Origin of the sequence: Antarcticimicrobium sediminis (assembly GCF_004348975.1) — a bacterium.
Classification (GTDB): domain Bacteria; phylum Pseudomonadota; class Alphaproteobacteria; order Rhodobacterales; family Rhodobacteraceae; genus Antarcticimicrobium; species Antarcticimicrobium sediminis.
This window is the reverse complement of the sequence record NZ_SMFP01000008.1, coordinates 83,648-105,185: the sequence shown is the minus strand read 5'-3', so window position 1 is coordinate 105,185 and position 21,538 is coordinate 83,648. Positions and strand designations below refer to the sequence as shown.

Annotated in this window: 24 protein-coding genes and 1 riboswitch; of the genes, 9 read left to right on the top strand and 15 right to left on the bottom strand. The window is 63.4% G+C overall.

The features are described from left to right. Positions 1-3: 3 nt before the first annotated feature. Both E1B25_RS13210 and E1B25_RS13205 read right to left on the bottom strand, forming a co-directional pair. Positions 4-1,131, bottom strand: coding sequence for an ABC transporter ATP-binding protein (locus E1B25_RS13210; protein WP_132829985.1), 1,128 nt, complete (start codon positions 1,129-1,131; stop codon positions 4-6). Between the two features lie 68 nt (positions 1,132-1,199). Further along, positions 1,200-2,285 carry a polyamine ABC transporter substrate-binding protein gene (locus E1B25_RS13205; RefSeq protein ID WP_132829984.1) on the bottom strand — a complete coding sequence of 362 codons (1,086 nt, stop codon included), beginning with the start codon at positions 2,283-2,285 and terminating at the stop codon, positions 1,200-1,202. A gap of 129 nt (positions 2,286-2,414) precedes the next feature. Between E1B25_RS13205 and E1B25_RS13200 the strand changes: the two genes are divergently transcribed. Together E1B25_RS13200 and E1B25_RS13195 are read left to right on the top strand one after the other, a co-directional pair. Further along, on the top strand, positions 2,415-3,119 hold the full coding sequence (locus E1B25_RS13200; RefSeq protein ID WP_132829983.1) for a GntR family transcriptional regulator: 705 nt from the start codon (positions 2,415-2,417) through the stop codon (positions 3,117-3,119). 67 nt (positions 3,120-3,186) lie between these two features. After that, positions 3,187-4,584, top strand: coding sequence for an aspartate aminotransferase family protein (locus tag E1B25_RS13195; protein WP_132829982.1), 1,398 nt, complete (start codon positions 3,187-3,189; stop codon positions 4,582-4,584). Between the two features lie 88 nt (positions 4,585-4,672). Here the strand turns inward: E1B25_RS13195 and cobO are convergent, their stop codons facing one another. Further along, positions 4,673-5,272, bottom strand: a complete 600-nt coding sequence (gene cobO / locus E1B25_RS13190; RefSeq protein WP_132829981.1) for a cob(I)yrinic acid a,c-diamide adenosyltransferase — start codon at positions 5,270-5,272, stop codon at positions 4,673-4,675. Between the two features lie 57 nt (positions 5,273-5,329). Then, complete coding sequence (locus tag E1B25_RS13185) at positions 5,330-6,268, bottom strand: DMT family transporter (protein ID WP_132829980.1); 939 nt, start codon at positions 6,266-6,268, stop codon at positions 5,330-5,332. 98 nt (positions 6,269-6,366) lie between these two features. Between E1B25_RS13185 and E1B25_RS13180 the strand changes: the two genes are divergently transcribed. Further along, entirely contained in the window at positions 6,367-7,869 is a 1,503-nt protein-coding gene (locus E1B25_RS13180) for a malonate--CoA ligase (protein WP_132829979.1), read from the top strand. A 124-nt stretch (positions 7,870-7,993) separates the two neighbouring features. Here the strand turns inward: E1B25_RS13180 and E1B25_RS13175 are convergent, their stop codons facing one another. From E1B25_RS13175 to aroC, 3 genes are read right to left on the bottom strand one after another with little or no spacing between them, the layout of a single operon-like run. After that, entirely contained in the window at positions 7,994-8,938 is a 945-nt protein-coding gene (locus E1B25_RS13175; RefSeq protein WP_132829978.1) for an AEC family transporter, read from the bottom strand. Beyond that, on the bottom strand, positions 8,935-9,543 hold the full coding sequence (locus E1B25_RS13170; RefSeq protein ID WP_132829977.1) for an HD domain-containing protein: 609 nt from the start codon (positions 9,541-9,543) through the stop codon (positions 8,935-8,937). Before E1B25_RS13170 ends, E1B25_RS13175 begins: the two co-directional genes overlap by 4 nt. 46 nt (positions 9,544-9,589) lie before the next feature. Further along, positions 9,590-10,705, bottom strand: coding sequence for a chorismate synthase (aroC, locus tag E1B25_RS13165; RefSeq protein WP_132829976.1), 1,116 nt, complete (start codon positions 10,703-10,705; stop codon positions 9,590-9,592). A 91-nt stretch (positions 10,706-10,796) separates the two neighbouring features. Beyond that, a riboswitch (TPP riboswitch) is annotated at positions 10,797-10,896 on the top strand. A 36-nt stretch (positions 10,897-10,932) separates the two neighbouring features. Between aroC and thiB the strand changes: the two genes are divergently transcribed. From thiB to E1B25_RS13150, 3 genes are read left to right on the top strand one after another with little or no spacing between them, the layout of a single operon-like run. Beyond that, positions 10,933-11,910, top strand: a complete 978-nt coding sequence (gene thiB / locus E1B25_RS13160) for a thiamine ABC transporter substrate binding subunit (protein WP_132829975.1) — start codon at positions 10,933-10,935, stop codon at positions 11,908-11,910. Continuing rightward, positions 11,886-13,445, top strand: a complete 1,560-nt coding sequence (locus tag E1B25_RS13155) for a thiamine/thiamine pyrophosphate ABC transporter permease ThiP (protein ID WP_132829974.1) — start codon at positions 11,886-11,888, stop codon at positions 13,443-13,445. The genes thiB and E1B25_RS13155 overlap by 25 nt, the downstream gene beginning before the upstream one ends. Continuing rightward, positions 13,432-14,130 carry a thiamine ABC transporter ATP-binding protein gene (locus E1B25_RS13150; protein ID WP_132829973.1) on the top strand — a complete coding sequence of 233 codons (699 nt, stop codon included), beginning with the start codon at positions 13,432-13,434 and terminating at the stop codon, positions 14,128-14,130. The genes E1B25_RS13155 and E1B25_RS13150 overlap by 14 nt, the downstream gene beginning before the upstream one ends. 60 nt (positions 14,131-14,190) lie before the next feature. Here E1B25_RS13150 and E1B25_RS13145 read toward each other — a convergent pair whose 3' ends face one another. The 4 genes from E1B25_RS13145 to E1B25_RS13130 are packed head-to-tail and all read right to left on the bottom strand — an operon-like array spanning position 14,191 to position 16,525. After that, the gene (locus E1B25_RS13145) at positions 14,191-14,637 is read right to left on the bottom strand and encodes a MarR family winged helix-turn-helix transcriptional regulator (RefSeq protein WP_132829972.1); all 447 of its coding nucleotides are present in this window, start codon (positions 14,635-14,637) and stop codon (positions 14,191-14,193) included. A gap of 12 nt (positions 14,638-14,649) precedes the next feature. Beyond that, positions 14,650-15,480 carry a carbon-nitrogen hydrolase family protein gene (locus E1B25_RS13140; RefSeq protein WP_132829971.1) on the bottom strand — a complete coding sequence of 277 codons (831 nt, stop codon included), beginning with the start codon at positions 15,478-15,480 and terminating at the stop codon, positions 14,650-14,652. Next, complete coding sequence (grxC, locus tag E1B25_RS13135) at positions 15,477-15,737, bottom strand: glutaredoxin 3 (RefSeq protein WP_132829970.1); 261 nt, start codon at positions 15,735-15,737, stop codon at positions 15,477-15,479. Before grxC ends, E1B25_RS13140 begins: the two co-directional genes overlap by 4 nt. Before the next feature lie 35 nt (positions 15,738-15,772). Further along, the gene (locus tag E1B25_RS13130) at positions 15,773-16,525 is read right to left on the bottom strand and encodes a double zinc ribbon domain-containing protein (RefSeq protein WP_132829969.1); all 753 of its coding nucleotides are present in this window, start codon (positions 16,523-16,525) and stop codon (positions 15,773-15,775) included. Between E1B25_RS13130 and E1B25_RS13125 the strand changes: the two genes are divergently transcribed. Further along, entirely contained in the window at positions 16,519-17,337 is an 819-nt protein-coding gene (locus E1B25_RS13125) for a methyltransferase domain-containing protein (protein ID WP_132829968.1), read from the top strand. The genes E1B25_RS13130 and E1B25_RS13125 overlap by 7 nt on opposite strands. A gap of 55 nt (positions 17,338-17,392) precedes the next feature. Next, positions 17,393-18,442: a ferrochelatase gene (gene hemH / locus E1B25_RS13120; RefSeq protein WP_132829966.1), complete on the top strand. Its 1,050-nt coding sequence runs from the start codon at positions 17,393-17,395 to the stop codon at positions 18,440-18,442. A 92-nt stretch (positions 18,443-18,534) separates the two neighbouring features. Here hemH and E1B25_RS13115 read toward each other — a convergent pair whose 3' ends face one another. Both E1B25_RS13115 and E1B25_RS13110 read right to left on the bottom strand, forming a co-directional pair. Next, complete coding sequence (locus E1B25_RS13115; RefSeq protein ID WP_132829965.1) at positions 18,535-18,717, bottom strand: hypothetical protein; 183 nt, start codon at positions 18,715-18,717, stop codon at positions 18,535-18,537. Positions 18,718-18,860: 143 nt separating this feature from the next. Continuing rightward, positions 18,861-19,466, bottom strand: coding sequence for a L,D-transpeptidase (locus E1B25_RS13110; protein ID WP_132829963.1), 606 nt, complete (start codon positions 19,464-19,466; stop codon positions 18,861-18,863). A gap of 168 nt (positions 19,467-19,634) precedes the next feature. Here E1B25_RS13110 and dalA point away from each other — a divergent pair, with 168 nt between their 5' ends. Further along, on the top strand, positions 19,635-20,153 hold the full coding sequence (dalA, locus tag E1B25_RS13105) for a divisome-associated lipoprotein DalA (protein ID WP_132829961.1): 519 nt from the start codon (positions 19,635-19,637) through the stop codon (positions 20,151-20,153). Positions 20,154-20,180: 27 nt separating this feature from the next. Here the strand turns inward: dalA and E1B25_RS13100 are convergent, their stop codons facing one another. Continuing rightward, a complete protein-coding gene (locus tag E1B25_RS13100; RefSeq protein WP_132829959.1) occupies positions 20,181-20,681 on the bottom strand; it encodes a L,D-transpeptidase family protein in 501 nt (166 codons plus the stop codon). A gap of 61 nt (positions 20,682-20,742) precedes the next feature. Continuing rightward, complete coding sequence (locus tag E1B25_RS13095; protein WP_132829957.1) at positions 20,743-21,534, bottom strand: ion transporter; 792 nt, start codon at positions 21,532-21,534, stop codon at positions 20,743-20,745. Between the last annotated feature and the right edge of the window lie 4 nt (positions 21,535-21,538).

The following is a 21,538-nucleotide window of genomic DNA, read 5'->3' as shown; positions in this document are numbered from 1 at the left end:
GCGTCACCCCGCCAAAAGAACGCCGCCGGTGACCGTCCAGGACAGCCAGACGGGATCTTCCCATGTAAAACTCCGGCGCGAGATCCGGCGCGTGTTCGCCGCCTGCGCCTTGATCACCGTGCCCGATGCCAACTCGACGTGATAGGTCGAGATATTGCCCAGATACGCGATGTCGAGCACCTTGCCATGCACCGCGTTCACCGCCCCCTCGGGGCGCTCGGGCGAGATCGTCACCTTTTCCGGTCGGATCGCCAGAAAACAGCTCTGACCGTTGTCGAGCCGGGTGGACGAGGTGGCCCGCAGCGGCGCTTCGCCCTCGGCCCAGTCGATGCGATAGGTCTCTTCGCCCTCAAGCGTGGCGCGTCCCTCGATGATGTTCACGTCGCCGATGAAATCGGCCACATAGACGTTTTCGGGGGATTCATAGATCCGGTCCGGTGTCGCCACCTGGATCAGCTTGCCTTCGTCCATCACCGCAACACGAGAGGCGACGGTCATCGCCTCTTCCTGATCATGGGTGACGATCACAAAGGTGGTGCCGGTCTTTTCCTGAATGTCCATCAGCTCGAACTGGGTGTCTTGCCGCAGTTTCTTGTCGAGCGCGCCCATCGGTTCATCGAGCAAAAGCAGTTTCGGCGCCTTGGCAAGGCTGCGGGCAAGCGCCACGCGCTGGCGCTGGCCGCCGGAAATCTGGTGTGGCTTACGGCGGCCGAATTTCTCCAGCCGGGTCAGTTTCAGCATCTCGGCGACGCGGGCTGCAACCTCGTCCTTGGGGCGGCCATCCCGGCGCAGGCCAAAGGCGATATTGTCCCAGACGCTCAGATGCGGAAACAACGCATAGGACTGGAACATCATGTTCACCGCGCGCTTGTTCGGCGGCACCCCCGAAATATCCTTGCCGGCCAGTTCGATCCGACCCTCAGTCGGGTTTTCGAACCCGCCCAGCATCCGCATCATCGTGGTCTTGCCACAGCCTGACGGCCCCAGCAGCGCAAAGAATTCCTTTTCATAGATGTCCAGCGACAGGTCGTCGATGGCGGTGAAGGTTCCGAACCGCTTGGTAACGTTCTGAAAACGGATCAGCGGTTTTGCCTCTGGGTCTTCCCATGGCGCGAATATAGTGGATTGCAACGTGGCCCCCCGTTGGTCTGAGCTTCGGTCGGGGCGGGCCGCAATCGGCCCGCCCGCGAAATCGGGGCTCAGGTGCCCGATTTGATCTTGGTCCACAGACGGGTAACGACCCGCTGCACCTTGGCCGGATAGGGCCGGGTGGTGAACAGGTTTTCAAGCGTCGCCGCATCAGGATAGATCGCCGGATCGCCGATCACGTCCTCGACCAGAAATTCCTGCGATGCCTTGTTGCCGTTGGCGTAGTAGACATAGTTCGACGCCGCCGCCATGTTCTGGGCATCCAGAATGAAGTTCAGGAACTTGTGCGCCGCGTCAGGGTTGGGCGCATCGACCGGAATCGCCATCTGGTCAAACCACATCTGCGCGCCTTCCTTGGGCGCGTGATAGGCGATCTCGACACCATTGTCGGCCTCGGCCGCACGGTCGCGCGCTTGCAGCACGTCTCCCGACCACCCCACGGCAACGCAGATGTCACCATTGGCCAGCCCGTTGATATATTCCGAGCTGTGGAACTTCTGGATATAGGGGCGCACGGCCATATAGACGGCCTCGGCCTTGGCGATCACATCGGGGTCCTGACTGTCGGGATTCTCGCCGATATATTTCAGCGCGGCAGGGATCATCTCGGCCGGTGCGTCAAGGAAATGAACGCCGCAATCTGCCAGTTTTTCCATGTTGGCGGGATCGAAAACCAGCGCCCAGCTGTCAATCGGGGCGTCTTCGCCCAGCCGCTCCTGCACCTTGCCGACATTCACGCCGATGCCAGTGGTGCCCCACATGTAGTTGATCGAATAGGCGTTGTCGGGGTCATATTGCGCGGTGCGCTTTTCGACCACGTCCCACACGTTCTTGTGGTTCGGCAGTTTCGACATGTCGAGTTTCTGGAACGCGCCCGCCGAAATCTGGCGCTGCAGGAAGGTGCCCGAAGGGACCACCACATCATAGCCCGATCCGCCGGCCAGCATCTTGGTCTCCAGAACCTCGTTGCTGTCGAACACGTCATAGATCAGGTCGATGCCGGTCTCTTCCTCGAACTTGGCCAGCAGTTCTTCGTCGATATAATCCGACCAGTTGTAAACGCGGACTTCTTCGGCCTGCGCGACGGTTGCGCCCAGCGCAAGAACCGCGGTCAGACTCAGCGATTTGAAGCTCATAGTAATCTCCCTGTGAAGGAGCGGGTTGATCCCGCATATTCTGATTTGATCAAGTTTTGCCTTCTGCGGCAACAGGGGATATGTTTTCACGCAGCTTCGGTTTGCGCAAGTAAAGTCACTCACATTGGAATGAGCTCGTTGAATTTGATCAAAAAATCGGCACCAAAACCCACGAAATCGGCAACGGACCCCCCGGTTCACGAACAGGTCTATCAGAAATTGCGGGCCCAAATTCTGTTCGGAGAGATGGCCCCGGGCCAGCCGGTGACCATTCAGGGGCTGACTGATTCGCTGGGTGCGGGCATGACTCCGGTCCGCGAGGCGATCCGCCGGTTGATCACGGACGGGGCGTTGATGTTTCAGGGCAACCGCCGCGTCAGCGTGCCGGTGCTTTCAGCCGCGGATGTGGAACAGCTGATTTTCGTCAGGAAATCAATAGAATCCGAACTGGCGCGGCGCGCCACATGCCATGTCACACCGGCCCTGATCGCCGAGCTTGAGGCGATCGACGCGGCGCTGGATATGGCCATCGTGGCGGGCGATGTTCCCGGCTATCTGCTGCAGAATTATCGCTTTCACTCTGCGCTTTACGCCCAGGCGCGGGCACCGGTGATGACCGATCTGTCCGACCGGCTTTGGCTGCGGTTCGGCCCCTCGCTGCGGGTCGTTTGCGGCCGCTTCGGCACCCAGAACCTGCCCGACCGCCACAAGGAGTTGCTTGCGGCGCTGCGCGCGGGGGATGGCGACGCGGCGGGCGCGGCAATGGCGCAGGATGTGGAACAAGGGATGCAGATGGTCGATGCGATGCTTGAGGATAGCGCCCCGCTTTCCTGATTCGATTGACACCAAAAAATTTGATCATATTCTACCGGCAACCATCGAAATCGCAGGAGTCGCCACGATGCCCGCCATCACCAACCACATGCCAACCGCCGAGCTTCAGGCGCTGGACAGCGCCCACCACATGCACCCGTTCACCACCGGCGACGAGCTGACGGCCAAGGGCGCCCGGGTCATCACCCGTGCCAATGGCGTCTATCTCACCGACAGCGAAGGGGTCGAAATCCTGGACGGCATGGCCGGGCTGTGGTGCGTCAATATCGGCTATGGCCGCGACGAACTGGCCGAGGTTGCCGCCCGCCAGATGCGCGAACTGCCGTATTACAACACCTTCTTCCAGACCACCCATGTGCCCGCGATCGCGCTGGCCAACAAGATCGCCGAACTGGCGCCGGGTGATCTGAACCACGTCTTCTTCGCCTCTGGCGGGTCCGAGGCGAACGACACCAATATCCGCATGGTACGCACCTATTGGGCGGCCAAGGGCAAGCCGGACAAGAATATCCTCATCAGCCGCCACAACGCCTATCACGGCTCGTCGATCGGCAGCGGCTCGCTGGGGGGCATGTCTGGCATGCATGCGCAGGGCGGCCTGCCGATCCCGGATATCCACCACATCAACCAGCCCGACTGGTGGGCCGAGGGCGGCGACATGACGCCCGAAGAATTCGGCCTCGCCCGCGCGCGCGAGCTGGAGCAGGCCATTCTGGATCTGGGCGAGGATCGCGTCGCCGCCTTCATCGCCGAACCCGTGCAAGGCGCCGGCGGCGTGATCGTGGCCCCCGACAGCTATTGGCCGGAAATCCAGCGGATCTGCGACAAATACGAAATCCTGCTGATCGTCGATGAGGTGATCTGTGGGTTCGGCCGCACCGGCAACTGGTTCGGCAGCCAGACCCTGAACATCCGCCCCGACATCATGACAATCGCCAAGGGGCTCAGCTCGGGCTATCAGCCGATCGGCGGCTCGGTGGTGAGCGACGAGGTCGCCAAGACGATCGACGGGCTCGAGTTCAACCACGGCTATACCTATTCCGGCCACCCGGTCGCGTCCGCCGTGGCGCTGGAAAACCTGCGTATCCTCGAAGAAGAGGGGATCGTCGACCGCGTGCGCGAGGAAACCGCCCCCTATCTGGCCGAGAAATGGCATGGTCTGGCCGATCACCCGCTGGTGGGGGAAACCCAAATCGTCGGCATGATGGCCTCTCTCGCGCTGACGCCGGACAAGGCGAGCCGGGCGAAATTCGCCTCGGATGCGGGCACTGTCGGCTTGATCTGCCGCGAACGCTGCTTTGCCAACAACCTGATCATGCGCCATGTGGGCGACCGCATGGTGATCTCTCCGCCGCTGGTCCTGTCGCTGGCCGAGGTCGACGTCCTGATCGAGCGGGCCCGCCGCGCGCTGGACGAATGCCATGCCCAACTCAAAGAGCAAGGCTTGATGAAAGCGGCCTCTTAAGCCGACATCGGGTTCAAGCGATCCAAAGCGGCGTCGGGCACACCCGGCGCCGCTTTTTCAGTCTGGGGCCGCGTCCCCGCCTTGCAGATCAGAAATCCAAGCCGCGCTGCGCCTTGATCCCGGCGTTGTAGGGGTGCTTCACCTCGGTCATCTCGGTCACCAGATCGGCATACTCGCAAATCTCCGGCAACGCGTCGCGCCCGGTCAGGATCACACTGGTGCGATCCGACCGCGCCTTGAGCCCGTCCAACACCTCTTGCGCGCTCAGATAGTCATAGCGCAGCGCGATATTGATCTCGTCCAGCACCACCAGATCAAGGTCGCCGCTCTCCATCATCTCGCGCGCGCGCTTGAATGCGGCCTTGGCGGCGGCGATATCGCGCTCCCGGTCCTGGGTGTCCCAGGTAAAGCCTTCGCCCATGGTGTGCCAATCGACCCCGCCCAGCCGATCAAAGAATTGCCGCTCTCCGGTGATCCAACTGCCCTTGATGAATTGCACCACACCGACCGACTTGCGCCAGCCCAGCGCGCGCACCACCACGCCAAAGGCAGACGAGGACTTGCCCTTGCCATTGCCGGTATGCACCAGCACCAGACCGCGTTCCGGATCCTCGGCCTCAGCCACCTTGGCCCGCTGCTTGGCTTGCAGGTCTTGCATGTTCTTCTTATGCGCGTCGGCGTCGGTCACATCATTTTCCTTTGACTGTTCAGGCGGATCATAGGACGGGTCGTGCCGGGGTAAAGATCACGCTTTCGGATCGCTCACCGCGCGGACGCGCGCCCGCTCCAGCCCAAGCTGATGTTCGCGCCAGATCACCAGAATATTGCCCGCGATCACCAGCGCCGCACCGGCCAGCATGATTGCGGTGGGCACCTCGTCAAACCAGACATAACCGATAAGGATCGCAAACAGCATCGAGGCGTATTCATAAGGCGCCAGCATCGAGGCCGGCGCAAAGCGATAAGAGGCGGTCATCAGGATCTGCGCCGTGCCGCCAACCAAACCCGCCAGCACCAGTATTGTGGCGGCCATCGGGCTGGGGATCACCCAGCCGAAGGGCAGCGAAAGCAAAGACAAGGCCGCCGCAGTCGCAGAGAAATAGAACACGATGGCCGATGTCGTTTCGGTGGCGACCATCTTGCGGATATGGATCTGCACCAGCGACCGAAGTGCGGTCGCGCCAAGGATCAAAATCGCCCCGAGCGTCGCCGTGCTTTGCCCGCTGAACCCGCCCCCCAGACGTGGCCAAAGCATGATCAGAACCCCGACCAGCCCGATCACGACCGCAGAAATCCGGATCAGCCGGATCCGTTCGCCCAACATCACCGCCGCCAGAATCAGGGTAAAGATCGGCGTGGCATAGCCGATCGCAGTGACCTCGGGCAGCGGCAGCAGGCCAAGCCCGGCAAAGGTCAGCCCCATGGAGGTGGTGCCGATCACCCCGCGCCAGAAATGCCCCATCGGCCGGCGCGCCACCAGCCCGGTGCGCAGCTCCCCCCGCATGGAGATCCAGACCAGAATGACAGGGATCGCAAAGAACGAGCGAAAGAACACCGCCTCGCCCGGCGGCACGTCGCCAGAGGTCGCCTTGATCAGCGCCGCCATGGTCGAAAACAGGAAAATGGCGCTGAGTTTCAGGGTCACGGCAAGGCCGGGTCGATGCGATGTTAACAATGTCGCCATGAGCGGGAGCCTGCCTCTTGCCATGAGAAAGATCAACGGGTTGATTTCGCCGCCCCGCAAGGCGCAGATAGGCCCGACAGCAGCGCAAGAGGCAAGCCATGTACGACGACAACCACCTGATTTCCCGCCTGCATGCGGCCTCGGTCGGCCATGAGACGCGAAATTTTGCAACTTTCCCGGCCCGCGCCAGCATGACCTTTGGCGAACTCTTCGCCGGGGCCGAACGCAACGCGGCGGCGCTGGTGGCGATGGGGGTGCAGCCGGGCGACCGGGTGGCGGTTCAGGTCGACAAGACCATCGAGGCGATCCAGTTGTACCTCGGCACGGTGATGGCCGGCGGCGTGTTCCTGCCGCTCAACACCGCCTATACCACGCCAGAGCTGGCCTATTTCCTGGGCGACGCCACCCCGCGCGTGGTGGTCTGCGATCCGGCGAAATATGACGCGATCTCGGAAATCGCCGGTGCGGCCCGCGTGGTCACGCTCGACGCCAAGGGGCTGGGCACGCTGATCGACGCGGTGGTCGGGCGCGGCGGCTTTACCCCCGTCAAGCGCGGGCCGGACGATTTGGCGGCAATTTTGTACACATCCGGCACCACGGGGCGTTCCAAGGGTGCGATGCTGAGCCATGCCAACCTCGCCTCCAATTCCGAAATGCTGCGCGACTATTGGAAGTTCACCGCGCAAGACGTGCTGATCCACGCGCTGCCGATCTTCCATACCCACGGGTTGTTCGTCGCCACCAACGTGGCGTTGCTGGCCGGCGCGCAGGTGATCTTCCTCAAGGGCTTTGACGTCGACGCGATCCTCGAAGCGATGCCGCGCGCCACCGCCCTGATGGGCGTGCCGACCTTCTACACCCGCCTGCTGGCCGACCCGCGCCTGACGAAAGAGCGCGCGGCCAACATGCGGCTGTTCATCTCCGGCTCGGCACCGCTGCTGGTGGAAACCCATGAACACTGGCAGGCCCGCACCGGCCATCGCATCCTTGAACGCTATGGCATGACCGAAACCAACATGAGCACCTCCAACCCCTATGACGGCGAGCGCCGCGCTGGCACCGTCGGCTTTCCGCTGCCGGGCGTCGAGGTGCGGGTGATGCAGGACGGTGCCGAGGTCCCCGCCGGTGAGATCGGCGGCCTCGAAGTGCGCGGCGCCAATGTTTTTCAGGGCTATTGGCAGATGCCCGAAAAAACGGCGGAAGAGTTGCGCCCGGACGGCTGGTTCATCACCGGCGACATGGCGATGATCGACGCCGACGGCTATGTCAGTATCGTTGGGCGTGAAAAGGACATGATCATCTCTGGCGGCTTCAACGTCTATCCGAAAGAGATCGAAAGCCTGATCGACGATCTGCCCGGCGTGCTGGAAAGCGCTGTGATCGGGGTGCCGCATCCCGATTTCGGCGAAGGCGTCGTCGCCGTGGTGGTGCCCGAGGGCGAAGGCACCACGCCAGAGGCCATCACCGCCGCGCTGCAAGGGCAACTGGCCAAGTTCAAACAGCCGAAACGGATCGTGATGGTCGACGCCCTGCCGCGCAACACCATGGGCAAGGTGCAGAAAAAGGCGCTGCGCGACACCTATGGCGCGCTGTTTACGTGAGCCGCCTCCAAGGGGCTGCACAAGGGATTTGAGTATTTTAGACAAGAAGAAGCAAAGCCGGTCCGCGTCTTCTTCTTGGTAAAAATACTCCCGCCGGAGGCCAGGCGCGCAGCGCCTTTCCTGCTCAGGTCAGCCAGAACAGAAATACACTGAGGGTAAAGAACGCGGCAGCGGTGGCAGCCAGCATGGCGATCGAAGCCGCACCGCCAAGGCCGCGTTCCTGTGCGAGCACCGTATAGATACCGAACATCGGCATCGCCGCCGACAGGATCGCGGCGCTGCGCATCTCTTCGCTCAGGCTGACAAACCCGAGCACAGGTAGGGCAAGCGCCGCCATGGCAACCGCCGCCGGATGCAGCAGCAGCTTGGCCGCGGCGATCTGGGTCGCCAGCGTCTTGTTTCCCTTCATTGGCAGCCCGACCAGCGAGCCGCCGATCACGATCAAGGACAGCGCCGCGGCAGAGGCCGCCAACATGCCCATCATCCGGGTGAGGGGGGCCGGGATCGCCACGCCAAGGGCCGAGACCGCCAGCCCCAGCAACAGACCGATCACCATCGGGCGCTTGAGCAAGCCAAGGAGCACGTCGCGCACCAGCCGCAACGGCGATACCCCGGCACGCCCGGCGGCAAGATCCATCAGGATCAGGCAGATCGGGATGATCAGCACGTTCTCAACCAGAAAATTCAGCGCCAGAACCACCCCGGCCAGATCGGGCAGCACCAGCAGCAGCACCGGATAGCCGACGAAGCCGGAATTGGGGCAACTGGCCCCCATCACCGCCAGGGCGCGGCGTGGCTTGTCGGGCGCGGTGGCGCTGAACCACAGCCAGGCGACCGCGATGGTCACCAACCCGCCAACCGCCATCACCAGCAGATAGCCGGGGCGCAGCACCTCACCCAGATCGCGCCCGGCGACCGCGTTGAACAACAGCGCCGGCAGCGCCACGTTCAGCACGTATTGCCCCAGAACGCGCATGTCCGCCGCTTTGAACCAGCCGATCCGCACCACCAAATAGCCGATGATCACGGCGGCATAGATCGGGAAGGTGATGCCGAGAATATCACTCATGTAACTGTCCAGTTGGAAGGAAGAGGTACCCCAATCTCATCGCCCAAATCGTTGAGAAAGACCACCATGCGCGCCGCGCGCGTTTGCGCCAGCGCCCGACCCCGCACCGTCAGCATGCGGCCCGGCAGCGCCAGCAGCTTGGTGCGGAAATGGTCAAGCGCATGGGCCTTGTCGTCCAGATCACGATGCCGGGCAAAGGGGTCGGCGGGATCATAAAGCCGCCGGTTCAGCGCACCGGACACCGAGAAACAGCGGGCGATGCCGATGGCGCCCAGCGCGTCGAGACGATCGGCATCGCGCAGGATGCGGGCCTCTTGCGTCTCGGGCGTGAGCCCGGCGGAAAAGCTGTGGGCGGCAATCGCGTGTTGGGTGGCCCGGATGCGCGGCGCGTCTAAACCCAGATCGCGCAGGATCGGCGCGGCCGCCTCTGCCGCCCGTGTCGAGGCGGCGGCCCGGTCAGGCGAATCCTTGGGCAGGTTCACCAGATCATGCAGATAGCAGGCCGCCAGCAGCACCGGGCGATCAAGGGGGTCGCCCGCGATTTGCTCGGCATTGGCCCAGACCCGGTCGAGATGGGCCAGATCATGGGCCGGGTCCGCCGCCATACGGGCCTGCGTAATCGCCCGCAACCGGCTCCGCAAAGCGCCAAGATCAGCCAATGCGCCCACGCGTCTCGCCCACCGCGCCGCCGATCTGGCCGCGATTGAGCAGGATATGATCGAGCAGGACGCAGGCCATCATCGCCTCGCCCACCGGCACCGCGCGGATGCCGACGCAGGGGTCATGACGGCCCTTGGTGATGATCTCGGCCGCCTCGCCCGATTTGGTGATGGTCTGGCGGGTCTTGAGGATCGACGAGGTGGGTTTCACCGCAAAGCGCACCACAACGTCCTGCCCGGTGGAGATGCCACCGAGAATGCCCCCCGAGTGGTTCGAGGAAAACACCGGGCGGCCATCGTTGCCCATGAAGATCTCATCGGCATTGTCCTCGCCGGTGAGCATGGCGGCCCCCATGCCTTCGCCGATTTCCACGCCCTTGACGGCGTTGATCGACATCATCGCGGCGGCGAGATCGGTGTCGAGCTTGCCATAGACCGGCGCGCCAAGCCCGGCGGGCACGCCGCGCGCCACCACTTCAACCACGGCCCCCACCGAATTGCCGGATTTGCGCAACGCCTTCATATAGGTCGCCCAGTCCTCTGCCGCCTGTGCATCGGGGCACCAGAACGGGTTCTGGGTGATGGTGTCCCAATCGAACCGCTCGCGGTCGATTTCCTGCGGGCCGATCCGGGTCATATAGCCGGTGATCTGCAGATCGGGGGCCAGCGTTGCCAGCGCCGCCCGCGCCAGCCCACCAGCCGCCACCCGCGCCGCCGTCTCGCGCGCCGAAGAGCGGCCACCGCCACGATAATCCCGGATGCCGTATTTCTGCCAATAGGTGATATCGGCATGGCCCGGGCGGAACTTTTCCATGATGTCGGAGTAATCCTTGGACCTCTGGTCGGTGTTCTCGATCATCAGCTGCACCGGGGTGCCGGTGGTCTGCCCCTCGAACACGCCCGACAGGATCCGCACCGCGTCAGGTTCCTGCCGCTGGGTGGTATAGCGGCTGGTACCCGGTTTGCGCCGATCAAGCCAGTGCTGGATCATCGCCGCGTCCACCGGCACGCCCGGCGGGCAGCCGTCGACCGTAGCGCCCAGCGCGGGCCCATGGCTTTCGCCCCATGTGGTGACGCGGAAAAGATGACCGAAGGTGTTGATGGACATGCGGGCGCTCCTTTGCCCTGCGGTCTAGCCGGGCCTGCCCGGTCGCTCAAGGGGTTTTGCCTTGCCGATGATGCGCCGCCCCACTAGGGTTTGCCCCACCTCGGGGTGCCTGAAAGGGCTGAGATGCATCGCGCGAACCCGTTGAACCTGACCCGGCTCATACCGGCGTAGGGAAGGTTAATGGACCTGCCTCCACCCTTGCCCTGTCGCCGCAATCGGAGGATGCCATGAAGTATCTAACATTTGCAGCGGGATTGTTTTCGGCCACGGCGGCCCTTGCCGAGGCCCCGACACTCACCGTTTACACCTATGACAGTTTCACCACCGAATGGGGCCCCGGCCCGCTGGTGGAAAAGGCGTTTGAAGCGCAGTGCGGCTGTGATCTCAAACTGGTTGCGGCTGGAGACGGCGCGGCGTTGCTGGCCCGGTTGAAACTGGAAGGCGCACGCAGCGACGCCGATGTCGTGCTGGGGCTGGACACCAACCTGATTCAGGCCGCGCGCGACACCGGGCTGTTCGCCCCCCATGCCGTCAGCGCCACGTTCGACATGCCGGTCGCGTGGGAGGATGCGGATTTCGTGCCCTATGACTGGGGCTATTTCGCCTTTGTTCAGAACAAGACGCTAAGTGCGCCGACGTCGTTTCGCGCACTGGCCGACAGCGATCTCAAGATCGTGATTCAGGATCCGCGCGCCTCCACTCCCGGGCTGGGGCTGCTGATGTGGGTCAAGGCCGCTTACGGCGATGAGGCGCCGGCGATCTGGGCGGGGCTGGCCGACAATATCGTGACCGTCACCAAGGGCTGGTCCGAATCCTATGGCCTGTTTCTGGACGGCGAGGCGGATATGGTGCTCTCCTACACCACCTCGCCCGCCTACCACCTGATCGCGGAAGAGGATGACAGCAAGACCGCCGCGCGGTTCGATGAGGGCCATTACATGCAGATCGAGGTCGCCGGAAAGCTCGCCACCAGCGACCAGCCGGAATTGGCGGATCAGTTCCTGCAATTCATGGTCTCCGACGCGTTCCAGTCGATCATTCCAACCACCAACTGGATGTATCCGGCCGTAACCCCCGAGGGCGGGCTGCCAGACGGGTTCGCCACGCTGATCGCGCCGGGCAAGGCATTGCTGTTGTCGCCTGAAGAGGCGGCAGCGCTGCGTGATCCGGCGCTGGCCGAATGGCTGACCGCGCTCAGCCGGTAAGCGGCGCACCGGGGATCGGCGCGGCGCTTTGCGTTGCCACGCTGATCCTCGGGGCGTTGGCCGCCGTGGTCTGGCGGGCCGAGCCCGGCTCTGGGTTGGGTCCGTCCGACTGGCAGGCGGTGCGGTTCACCCTGATACAGGCGGCGCTGTCGGCGGGGCTGAGCGTTGCACTCGCGGTGCCGGTGGCGCGCGCTTTGGCGCGGCGACGCTTTGTCGGGCGTGGCGCACTGATCACGTTATTGGGCGCGCCGTTCATCCTGCCGGTGATCGTGGCGGTGCTGGGGCTGCTGGCGGTGTTTGGCCGCGCCGGTTGGGTCAGTCAGGCGTTGGGCGCGCTCGGGCTGGAACCGCTGCGCATCTATGGGCTGCACGGGGTGGTGCTGGCGCATGTGTTTTTCAACCTGCCGCTGGCGACCCGGCTGATCCTGCAGGGCTGGCAAGAGATCCCCGGCGAACGCTTTCGTCTGGCCGCCCAACTGGGGGCCGGACCGGAGGCGATCTGGCGGCTGCTGGAACGTCCAATGCTGGCCCGCACCGCCCCCGGCGCGCTGGCGGTGGTGTTTGCCATTTGCCTGACCTCCTTTGCGGTGGCGCTGACGCTGGGCGGCGGGCCGCGCGCGACCACGGTCGAACTGGCGATCTATCAGGCGTTTCGGTTCGATTTCGACCTTGGCCGCGCCGCGCTGCTGTCGGGCATCCAAATCGTGTTGACCGCGCTGGCGGCGGGGCTGGCCCTGCGCGCGGCGCCGGGTGGTGGCTTTGGCGCCGGGCTGGACCGAGCGGTGCAACGCTGGGATGCCAATACTCCCACGCTGCGGCTGTTGGACGGCGCGGCAATCACCCTTGCGGCGCTGTTCCTGCTGCTGCCGCTGGCGGCGATCGCCATGGCCGGGCTGCCGGGGCTGACAGAGCTGCCCGCAAGCGTCTTTCGCGCCGCGCGCACCTCGGTCCTGATTGCGCTGCTCAGCACCGGCGTGCTGCTAGTGCTGGCGGTGCCGATGGCCGCGAGCATCGCCATGGTGCGCCGCGCCGCGTGGATCGAGATTGCCGGGCTGCTGGGGCTTGCCGTTTCGCCGCTGGTGATCGGCACCGGGCTGTTTATCGTGATCTATCCGCTGGCCGATCCCCGTGCGCTGGCCTTGCCGGTCACGGCGCTGGTCAACGCGGTGATGGCGCTGCCCTTCGCGCTGCGCATTCTGGTGCCGCGCGCACGGGCGGTGATCGGCGATTTTGGCCAGCTGGGGCTGAGCCTGAACATGGGCGGCGGCCCGTTCTTGCGGCTGGTACTGCTGCCCCGGATGCGGGCGCAGATCGGCTTTACCGCCGGGCTTGCCGCGGCCCTGTCGATGGGGGATCTTGGCGTTATCGCGCTGTTTGCCGATCAGGATATGGCAACGCTGCCGTTGCAGATCTATCGTCTGATGGGCGCCTACCGTATGGAGGCGGCAGCGGGGGCGGCGTTGTTGTTGCTGGGGCTGTCGATGCTGGCCTTCTGGATCTTTGACCGTGGAGGGCGCTGGCATGCTGAACCTTGAGGATGCGGTGATCCGCAACGGGGTATTCACCGTAACGGCGGATTTCGTGATCGACTCCGGCGCGAAAATCGCGGTGATCGGCCCCTCTGGCGCGGGCAAGACCACCTTGATCGAGGCGATCGCCGGGTTTCGTCCGCTGGAGCGGGGTCGCATCCTTTGGGACGGGCGCGACATCACCCACGACGCCCCCGGCGCGCGCCCCGTGGCCATGCTGTTTCAGGACGGCAACCTGTTTCCGCATCTGAGCGTGGAACAGAACGCCGGTCTTGGCCTGCGCCCCGATCTGCGGCTGACCTCCGAGCAAAAGAAGCGCGTGCACACGGCGCTCGCCCGCGTCGGCCTGCAAGGATTGGAAGAGCGAAAGCCCGGTGCGCTGTCTGGCGGGCAGCAAAGCCGCGCCGCACTGGCGCGGGTGTTGCTACAGGACCGCCCGTTACTGCTGCTGGACGAACCTTTCGCCGCGCTTGGCCCGGCCTTGAAAGCGGAAATGCTGGATCTGGTTGCCGCACTGGCGCAGGAGACCGGCGCGACGCTGATGATGATCAGCCATGATCCCGACGATGCCCGCCGGATCGCCGATCTGGCGATCCTTGTGGCCGAAGGCGTGGCGCATCCGCCGCAGCCCACCGCCGATCTGCTGGACACCCCGCCGCCCGCGCTGCGCGCCTATCTGGGCGCGGGTTAGGGACGGATCAAAGCCGCGTCACGATCGGTCAGCGGCTGGCTGCTCCGCACTGACGACCGGTCAATCCACCTGTTCCAGCCGCAGCCGAAGATCACGCAGCACCGGCAGCACTTCGCGCACCTTGGCCGCGCCCAATTCGCCCACCACCTGATTGATCATCGGGGTGATCGCCGCGACAGCCTGATCGCGCGCCTGTTTGCCCGCCGGGCTGATCGCCACCATCTTGCGCCGCGCATCGTCCCAATCGGGGCGAATATGCACGTAACCTGCCCATTCCAGCTTGTTCAACGTGTTGGTCATCGCGCCACGGGTCACGTGGAACGTATCCGCCAGCTGCGCCGGGCTGCGCTCGTCCTGCAAGAACGCAAGATGGTTCAACACCGAAAAATGCGAGATTTCCATCCCCTTGGGCAAGACCCGGCTAAGCCGGTTGCGCATCAGCTGATCGGCGGTCAAAAGCTCGCTGAACAGGGCCACCGCAAGAGGATTGTTGCTATCTTCGGTCATGCGGTCCCGCGCTTATGGCCCATGAAAGTCCCGGATATGGGTCAGGGAGGGCACCTTGGAGCGCGCATCCTCTACCAGCGACATGTCCATGTCAAAGACATGAATGCCCGGCTTGGTTCCAGCATCGACCAGAACCTCGCCCCAGGGCGAGATTGCCATGCTGTGGCCATGGGTGCGCCGTTGCTTGCCCCCACTGGTGGGGTGGGTGCCGGTCTGAGCGGGGGCGAGGACGAAACAGCCGGTTTCAATCGCGCGGGCACGCAACAGCGGCTCCCAATGGGCGGCACCGGTAACGGGAGAAAACGCCGCCGGTACGGTCAGGATCTGCGCCCCGGCGCGCGCCAGCGCCTGATGCAGATGCGGGAAGCGCACGTCATAGCACACCGTCATCCCCACCGCGCCAAACGGCGTTTGCGCCAGAACCGCACGATCCCCGGGCCGGAAGCCATCCGATTCGCGATAGGTTTCCTCGGCGGTGACCTGCACATCGAACATGTGGATCTTGTCATAGCGCGCGCGGATGCCGCCATCCGGCCCGATCAGGAAAGAGCGGTTGGCGAATCGTCCGTCGGGGTCGCCGGTCTTGAGCGCGAGCGAGCCGATCAACAGCCAGATGCCCAGTTCTTCGGCCTGCTGGCGCAGCGCGGCAAGCGTGGGGTCGTCGCCTTCCAGACACAAAACCTCGTTCTGGCGGGCGCGGCTGGAGGACAGGCAATTGGTCACCTCGGGCGTCAGGACGAATTCCGCACCCTCGGCTGCAGCCTCGGCCAACATCCATTGCACCTGCCGCAGATTGTCGCCCGGATCATCACCGGAGCAAAGTTGAACCAGCGCGGTCTTCATGACTCGGCCAGCAGCGCGTCAAGCTTGCCGCCCCTTTCCAGCGCGTACAGCTCGTCACAGCCGCCGACATGGGTCTCTCCGATAAAGATCTGCGGCACCGTGCGGCCGCCGTTGGCGCGCTGGATCATCTCGGGTTTGCGGTCCGGGCTGGCCCAGACATCGATTTCCGAAAAGGTGACACCCTTTTGGGTCAGCAGCCGCTTGGCCGCGTGACAAAAGCCGCAAAGCGGGGATGTATAAATCTCGACCGGTTTCATATCTGATCCTCTGGATATACTGCGTTGTGCTGGATTTAGTCATCCTTTGCAACGCGTGCCAGTACCACCACGTCAACCGAGGCCGCCCCAGCCGCATGGCAAGCCTCGGCGCAGGCGGTCAGGGTGGCGCCAGAAGTCATCACATCATCCACCAAAAGCACCGGACGCCCGATCATGCGATGCTGGCGTCGGGGATGCACAGAAATCGCCTCTCGCAGGATCGTCTTGCGCTGCTCGGCGGTGGCGTGGTCCAGCATCGGGGTGCGGTGCGGCCGGATCAGCAGGTCAGGACAACACGCCGCGCCCGTCTGTGCCGCAAGCGACTGTGCCAGCAGCGCCGCCTGATTATAGCGCCGGCGCAACAACCGCGACCAATGCAGCGGCACCGGCGCGATCACCGTTTCCGCCTGCAGCATCGGGCGCGCGGCACGGGCCAGCCAACGCCCGGCCGGGCGCGCGATATCGGATCTGTCGCCATGCTTCAGCGCCAAAACCAGACGTCGTGCCCGATCCGCATACAAAAGCGCCGCACGCCCTTGCCGCCACGGGCGCGGCTGGTCCATGCAGGCATCGCATTCGATCCGGTGCCCGTCTTCTGCCCCATCAAGCGGCAGGCCACAGCCGTCGCAGACCGTGCCGCCGATAAAGGGCGTCTCGCGCCAGCAGGCACCACAGAGGCCAAAATCGCTTTCGACCTGGGTGCCACAGCCAAGACAGCGCGGCGGGTAAATCAATGCAACAGCCGTTTGTAACCCCGCACGCAAAGGCTTAGTTTGCAACCATGACATCCGCGCCCCCCCTGTTCGACAGGCAAGCCCTGTCCGCCCGCCGCGCCCGTATGCGCGAAGACAGCCTGTTCCTGCACCATACGGCGCTGGACGAAGCTCAGGATCGCCTGTCGCTGGTTAACAGAACCTTCACGCAGCCCGCCATCGTCACCCCCTGCCCCGATCTGTGGCGCGCCGCCTTTCCAGAAGCGCGGATCGTTGCAGACGACGACACGCTGGATCTGACACCCGACACGCACGACCTTGTGATCCACGCCATGTGCCTGCACACGGCCAATGATCCGGTCGGACAGTTGATCCAATGCCGCCGGGCGTTGAAGGAAGACGGGTTCCTGCTTGTCTTTCTGCTCGGCGGAGAGACCCTGAGCGAGTTGCGCGCGACCCTTGGTCAGGCCGAAAGCGAAATCACCGGGGGGCTGTCCCCCCGGATCGCCCCGATGGGCGAGCTCCGCGAGCTGGGCGCGCTGCTGCAACGCGCCGGGCTAGCCCTGCCGGTGGCCGACAGCCTGAAACTGACCGCCGAATATCGCGATCTGCCCCATCTTATGCACGACCTGCGCGGCATGGGCGAAACCAACGTGCTGAGCAACCGGTTGCGCCGCCCGACCCGCCGCGCCGTGTTTGCCCGCGCCGCCGCGCTTTACGCCGAACATTTCGCCACCCCCGCAGGCCGATTGCGGGCCAGTTTCGAATTGGTCAGCCTGACCGGCTGGGCCCCGTCGGAAAGCCAGCCCAAACCGCTGCGTCCGGGATCGGCGCGAACGCGGCTGGCGGATGCCTTGAACACGACGGAAACCCCGCTGTCAGATTGACGAACGGGCGATTCCCTTTATCTGCGCCCATGACCCCAGAAATCAGGATGCTCCCATGACCGACGCCGCCCGCCCCGCGCATGCCCCTGCCGACCATCCGGAGATCCCGACACCCAAGATCGGCGTGCTACTGGCCAACCTCGGCACGCCCGATCACTATTCCTATTGGCCGATGCGCCGATATCTGAGCGAATTTTTGTCGGACCAGCGCGTGATCGACTATCCGGCATGGAAATGGCAACCGCTATTGCAGCTCGTTATCCTCAGCAAACGCCCGTTCTCCAGCGGTGCCAATTACAAGTCGATCTGGAACGAGGCGCGCAACGAAAGCCCGTTGATGACCATCACCAAGGACCAGACCGCCAAGGTCGAGCAGAGCCTCAAGGCCCGGTTTGGCGATCAGGTCATGGTCGATTTCTGCATGCGCTACGGCAACCCGTCGACCAAAAGCAAGGTCCGCGCGATGGTCAAGGCCGGTTGCCAGCGCATCCTGTTCTTTCCGCTCTATCCGCAATACGCTGGGGCCACATCCGCCACCGCCAACGACGCCTTCTTTCGCGCCCTGATGGACGAGCCATGGCAGCCCGCCAGTCGCACGGTGCCGGCCTATTTCGACCACCCAAGCTATATCGAGGCGCTGGCCCAATCGGTCGAGCGGGCCTATGCCACGGCGGCGCGCAAACCCGATATTCTGGTCTGTTCCTATCACGGCATGCCGCAGCGCTATCTGATGCAGGGCGATCCCTATCATTGTCAGTGTCAGAAAACGACGCGCCTGCTGAAACAGCGGCTGGGCTGGGCGGACAGCGATCTGATCACGACCTTCCAGTCGAAATTCGGCCCGGAAGAGTGGCTAAAACCCTATACCGTTGAGCATGTGGCCGAGCTGGCCCGGCAGGGCAAAACCAACATCGCGGTGATCGCGCCGGCGTTTTCCGCCGACTGCATCGAAACGCTGGAAGAGATCAACGGCGAGATCAGGGAAAGCTTTGAGGCCGCAGGCGGCAAGGATTTCACCTATATCCCCTGCCTGAACGACGATGATGCGCATATCGAGGCGCTGTGTACGGTGATCGGCGAAAATCTGTCGGGCTGGACCGCCTGACCGCGCCGGGACGCGAACGACCAATCAGAGCCGGGCATAAAAAAAGGCGATGGGAAAACCCATCGCCTTTTTCGTAGTCAAACGTGTAGCGATTAGCTACCGGCGACTGCGGCACCAACCAGTACCAGCAGCAGCAGGGGCAGCAGGATGCCATTCGACGAGCTGCTGGCTTCTTCAACGATAACCGGTGCTTCAACGATCGGCTCGGCCAGCGAACCAGCAGTTGCGGTCGAAGCGGCGCCAACCAGTGCAGCGGCGAGAACAAGTTTCTTCATAATTAACCTCCAGATTTAGCGCAGACCCAACACTCGGAATCTACGCACCCAAGACTTTACCTCGTGGACTTTTTTTAAGCAGCTTAACGGCACGATTGCAAACGCTTGTTTCTTCTTTTCGCGCTTGCAGCACCACCATGTCGTCAAATTAGCAACACTTGCGTGCCCACTTTGGCAAACGAGAACAGCTCGGCGATATGTTCATTATAAAGCCCGATGCAGCCATTCGACGACCGACGCCCGATCTTGCGCGTATCATGGGTCCCGTGGATGCGATAGAATTTCCAACTCAGATACAATGCATGCGTTCCCAGCGGATTGTCCGGCCCCGGTGGAATAAAGTTCGGCCATTCCGGATTGCGCTTTTTCATCGACGGCGTCGGCGCCCAGCTTGGGCCGACGACCTTGCGGATCACGCTGGTGCGTCCGCGTCGGGTCATCTCGTCGGTGAGCGGAACGCTTGACGGATACAATTTGTAGGTCGCGTGATCCTCTGCCCAGAAATGCAGCGCCCGCGACCGGGTATCGACCAGAATCGCCCCGTTGCGCAGGTTGCTGAAATAGGCTTGCCAATTCACCGAGCGGAAACTTGAGATGTTGTGGCGGACCGCCGGTTCGGCGGCCGGGGCCGGGCGCAGCGGATCGGGGGCCTCTGCCTCTTCGCTCGCCAGTGCGGGCGATCCGATCAGCGCCGCCCCCCCGACGAGAAAGCTGCGGCGCGAGGGCCTCATGAATGAAGATTTCGACATGATACAACCTACCCTTACTCTTCGCTCCCCAATATTAAGCATATTATGACGTGAAAGTCGCAGTCGCAAATCAAACCGACAAAACCGCCGACTCCGGCCCGCTGCGCATTTGCGCCCGTCGCCTTGGCGCGTTAAGTCCGGAGGGCAGAGTGATTTTCAGGGTGGAACATCGTGCGTATACTTTCGATACTGCTTGTCAGCCTTCTGGGGCTCGCGGCCTGTGACACCGGCTATGACGCCCAAAGCACCGGCTCCAGCGCCAGCGGGCTATCCACAAAGGTGTATCGCATCCGCGGCGGCGACACGTCGAAAGTACAGTACCGTATGCTGGATTCGATCAACGCCCTGCGTCAGGCGGCCGGCACCACCCCGGTGAAGCTGGACGCGCGGCTCAACGCCGCCGCCGCCACCCATTCGCGCGATATGTCAGTCCAGAACAGGCCTTGGCACTTCAGCTCTGACGGCTCCTCGCCGCTCGATCGGGTTCAGCGTGCCGGATATGACCGCGCGATGCTGGGCGAGAATATCTCGGAAACCTACGAAACCGAGCTTGAAACCCTCGCCGCCTGGATGGAAGAGCCGGGCACGCGCTCTGTCATCCTCGACAAGAAGGCGACGGATCTGGGGTTCGCCTGGTTCCAGGAAGGCAATGGCAAGATCTGGTGGACACTGGTGATGGGCGGCTGATCCAGCCCGTCCCGCTCAGGCTCCCGATCAGGCCCTGAGCGTGATCGGGGTACCGTCGCGTACCATGGCATAGATCTTTTCGATCTCGGGGTTTTTCACCGCGATACAGCCTGCGGTCCAATCGCCCCCCTTGGGCCGATAGGTCAACGGTTGCCCGTGAATGAAGATGTCGCCGCCCGGCTTCTTACCCAGCGCCGCCGCACGCGCCACATCTTCTCTGTTCGGATAGGAAATGCCCAGCGACAGATGAAATTCGCTGTTCGGGTTGCGCCGGTTGATGACATAGGTGCCCTCTGGCGTCCGTCCGTCGCCCTCATATTCCTTGTGACCCTCGGGGGCGAACCCCAGCCGCACATTGTACCCTTTGAGGATCTCGGTGTGATGCAACAAATACAGACTGCGCGCGCCCTTGTTCACCACGACGGAGGTGACCTCTGGCCCGCGATAAGTCTGGAATCGGTTGCTACTGCTGCATCCTGCCACGGCCAGCGCCGCGGTAGCCCCGAATGTAAATGTGCGTCGCTTCATTCCCGGATCTCCGCCTGATCGCCCCCCAAGGTCAATATCCTCGGGCGGCGGATTCTCAAAATCACTTTTTGCCGTTCAGCTCTGTATCGTCGGACAACCGTTGCTCGATCGCCAGCAATCGCGCCAACACCTCGTCCCGATAGGCGGCGGTGCGATCCCCGGCCTCTTGCTGGTGGGCATCCTGCATCGAATTCACGATCAGGCCCACCAACAGGTTTACCACCGCAAAGGTCGTGACGATGATGAAGGGCACGAAAAAGACCCAGGCATGGGGATGCACCTCCATCACCGGGCGTACGATGCCCATTGACCAGCTTTCCAGCGTCATGACCTGAAACAGCGTATAGGCGCTCAGCCCCAACGTGCCGAACCAGTCTGGGAAATCCGGACCGAACAGCTTGGTGGAGATCACAGACCCAATATAGAAGATGATCGCCATCAGAAAGAACACGCTGCCCATACCGGGCAGTGCGGTGATGAACCCCTCGACCACCCGGCGCAGACGCGGCGCCACGGAAATCACCCGCAACACCCGCAAAATCCGAAGCGCCCGCAGCACCGAAAGCCCCTGCGCCCCGGGCACCAGCGAAATGCCGACGATGAAAAAGTCGAACAGGTTCCAGCCATAGACAAAGAACCGCCAGCCCTGCGCCACCATCTTGAGCGCGATCTCGATCACGAAAATCGCCAGACACAGCTTGTCCAGCGCCTCGATCAGCGGTCCGATGCGCGACATCAGCGTTTCCGAGGTTTCCATCCCCAGCAGCACCGCGTTGACCACGATGACGCCGGTGATGAACCGGCCGAACGCCGGGAGCTCCAGAAAACCTTCAAGTCGGGTTCTGAATTGCATCTGC

Excerpts from the sequence above, each read along its gene's own strand:
- grxC (WP_132829970.1), bottom strand. The coding sequence starts at position 15,737 with ATGAAACCGGTCGAGATTTATACATCCCCGCTTTGCGGCTTTTGTCAC.
- hemH (WP_132829966.1), top strand. The coding sequence starts at position 17,393 with ATGACCGACGCCGCCCGCCCCGCGCATGCCCCTGCCGACCATCCGGAG.
- E1B25_RS13200 (WP_132829983.1), top strand. The coding sequence starts at position 2,415 with ATGAGCTCGTTGAATTTGATCAAAAAATCGGCACCAAAACCCACGAAA.
- E1B25_RS13095 (WP_132829957.1), bottom strand. The coding sequence starts at position 21,534 with ATGCAATTCAGAACCCGACTTGAAGGTTTTCTGGAGCTCCCGGCGTTC.
- E1B25_RS13150 (WP_132829973.1), top strand. The coding sequence starts at position 13,432 with ATGCTGAACCTTGAGGATGCGGTGATCCGCAACGGGGTATTCACCGTA.
- aroC (WP_132829976.1), bottom strand. The coding sequence starts at position 10,705 with ATGTCCATCAACACCTTCGGTCATCTTTTCCGCGTCACCACATGGGGC.
- E1B25_RS13115 (WP_132829965.1), bottom strand. The coding sequence starts at position 18,717 with ATGAAGAAACTTGTTCTCGCCGCTGCACTGGTTGGCGCCGCTTCGACC.
- E1B25_RS13180 (WP_132829979.1), top strand. The coding sequence starts at position 6,367 with ATGTACGACGACAACCACCTGATTTCCCGCCTGCATGCGGCCTCGGTC.
- E1B25_RS13110 (WP_132829963.1), bottom strand. The coding sequence starts at position 19,466 with ATGTCGAAATCTTCATTCATGAGGCCCTCGCGCCGCAGCTTTCTCGTC.
- E1B25_RS13140 (WP_132829971.1), bottom strand. The coding sequence starts at position 15,480 with ATGAAGACCGCGCTGGTTCAACTTTGCTCCGGTGATGATCCGGGCGAC.
- E1B25_RS13175 (WP_132829978.1), bottom strand. The coding sequence starts at position 8,938 with ATGAGTGATATTCTCGGCATCACCTTCCCGATCTATGCCGCCGTGATC.
- E1B25_RS13155 (WP_132829974.1), top strand. The coding sequence starts at position 11,886 with ATGGCTGACCGCGCTCAGCCGGTAAGCGGCGCACCGGGGATCGGCGCG.
- E1B25_RS13100 (WP_132829959.1), bottom strand. The coding sequence starts at position 20,681 with ATGAAGCGACGCACATTTACATTCGGGGCTACCGCGGCGCTGGCCGTG.
- thiB (WP_132829975.1), top strand. The coding sequence starts at position 10,933 with ATGAAGTATCTAACATTTGCAGCGGGATTGTTTTCGGCCACGGCGGCC.
- E1B25_RS13185 (WP_132829980.1), bottom strand. The coding sequence starts at position 6,268 with ATGGCGACATTGTTAACATCGCATCGACCCGGCCTTGCCGTGACCCTG.
- E1B25_RS13205 (WP_132829984.1), bottom strand. The coding sequence starts at position 2,285 with ATGAGCTTCAAATCGCTGAGTCTGACCGCGGTTCTTGCGCTGGGCGCA.
- E1B25_RS13170 (WP_132829977.1), bottom strand. The coding sequence starts at position 9,543 with ATGGCGGCGGACCCGGCCCATGATCTGGCCCATCTCGACCGGGTCTGG.
- E1B25_RS13125 (WP_132829968.1), top strand. The coding sequence starts at position 16,519 with ATGACATCCGCGCCCCCCCTGTTCGACAGGCAAGCCCTGTCCGCCCGC.
- E1B25_RS13195 (WP_132829982.1), top strand. The coding sequence starts at position 3,187 with ATGCCCGCCATCACCAACCACATGCCAACCGCCGAGCTTCAGGCGCTG.
- E1B25_RS13130 (WP_132829969.1), bottom strand. The coding sequence starts at position 16,525 with ATGTCATGGTTGCAAACTAAGCCTTTGCGTGCGGGGTTACAAACGGCT.
- E1B25_RS13145 (WP_132829972.1), bottom strand. The coding sequence starts at position 14,637 with ATGACCGAAGATAGCAACAATCCTCTTGCGGTGGCCCTGTTCAGCGAG.